This is a genomic window from Paraburkholderia sp. EG304 (genome assembly GCF_046543485.1).
Taxonomy (GTDB): Bacteria; Pseudomonadota; Gammaproteobacteria; order Burkholderiales; family Burkholderiaceae; genus Paraburkholderia; species Paraburkholderia youngii.
In genome coordinates this window covers 1-1,461 of record NZ_JBKGUA010000210.1, presented here as the reverse complement: position 1 = coordinate 1,461, position 1,461 = coordinate 1, and the positions used below count along the sequence as shown (strand labels likewise).

Genomic DNA, 1,461 nt, shown 5'->3' with positions numbered 1-1,461 from the left:
CGAATGTAAGGGACTTCCCCGTCCCGAGGCTGCGGCGGAAGCCGCGGTTCGGCATCAAAGTGCCATGATGAGGTCTGAGCCTTCATCAATACCCACAGGAGGGGAAATCCATGCCCATTGTTACCGTCGGAATCGATCTTGCCAAGAACGTGTTCGCCGTCCACGGCGTAGATGAGGCTGGCAAGGCCGTGCTGATCAAGCCGCGTGTCGCGCGTGACCAACTGGTGACGCTGATTGCCCAGTTGCCGCCTTGCTTGATCGGCATGGAGGCTTGCTCCGGCGCGCATCATTGGGCCCGTGTATTTCAGCAGCATGGACATACGGTGAAGTTGATGGCCGCCAAGCTCGTTGCGCCGTACCGGATGTCGGGTAAGCGAGGCAAGAACGATGCAGCCGATGCGGCGGCGATTTGCGAAGCGGTAACGCGTGCCAGCATGCGTTTTGTGCCGATCAAGGATGAACATCAGCAGGCGACGCTTTGCCTGCACCGGACCCGGCAGGGGTTCGTGGCGGAACGTACCGCCACGTACAATCGACTGCGCGGTCTGCTCGCGGAATTCGGCGTGGTGCTGCCACAGAGCCCCGAGAAGCTGCGCGCGAACATCGCTGATCATTTGGACACGTTGCCCGGCTGGGCCAAGCGCAGCATCAGCGATCTGCTTGAGCATGCCGGCAACATAGAAGATCGCCTGGTCCAATACGATCAAGCGATCACCGAGATCGCGCGCGAGGACGCGCGCAGCAAACGACTGATGCAGTTGCGGGGCGTCGGCCCGACCACCTCCAGCGCCCTGCTGGCCAGCATTGGTGCCGGGCACGATTTCAAAGACGGCCGGCAGGTGGCGGCCTGGATCGGACTCACACCGGGACAGTACAGCAGCGGCGGCAAAGCCAGGCTGGGCAGCATCACGAAAGCGGGAGATGCCTATCTGCGTGGTTTGCTGGTCAACGGTGCCCGTGCTGTCATTGCCAATCTCGGCGAGAAACAGGATCGCTTCAGCCGTTGGGTGCGAGCTCTGGTAGAGCGTCGAGGCTACTGGCGGGCCGCCGTCGCGATTGCGGCCAAGAATGCGAGGATGGCGTGGGCCATGCTGAAATACGGCGAGGACTTCAAGTTCGAACCGGCCGCTGACTGACTTCGATTCGTGCTATCAACAGACCGCCGATGAAACCCGACCATGGAATCATGAACGGATAGAGACGATCACTTTGCACTGCCAGCGGTGATGTGAAGCGGGTTGGACCCGCGCGAGGCGTACCTGTGAAAAGTTCTGGGAATTTAATCCCGATATTCGAACGAGGCCCTCGCGCGCGTCTTTCATCAGGGTCCGGGCAATGAGCCCAACATGACCGGTTGTAGTACCGCAGTCCTTCACCTTCTCACTTGCACCAGCCAGGCAGCGCAGCAGAAAGCACCAAAAGTCAACGTTGTACTTGCGTCCAACGGGGAAGCCCTTGTAG

General features: G+C 60.4%; 2 protein-coding genes. One reads left to right on the top strand and one right to left on the bottom strand.

The annotated features are described in order from the left end of the window. Positions 1–110: 110 nt before the first annotated feature. Positions 111–1,136 (top strand): IS110 family transposase, encoded by a 1,026-nt coding sequence (locus tag ACLFKU_RS43400; protein WP_410853349.1) that lies wholly within the window; start codon positions 111–113, stop codon positions 1,134–1,136. Between the two features lie 48 nt (positions 1,137–1,184). On the opposite strand, the gene ACLFKU_RS43395 is transcribed toward ACLFKU_RS43400, so the two are convergent. Next, the coding region (locus ACLFKU_RS43395; RefSeq protein WP_410853348.1) for a hypothetical protein at positions 1,185–1,461 on the bottom strand (277 nt) is incomplete at its 5' end.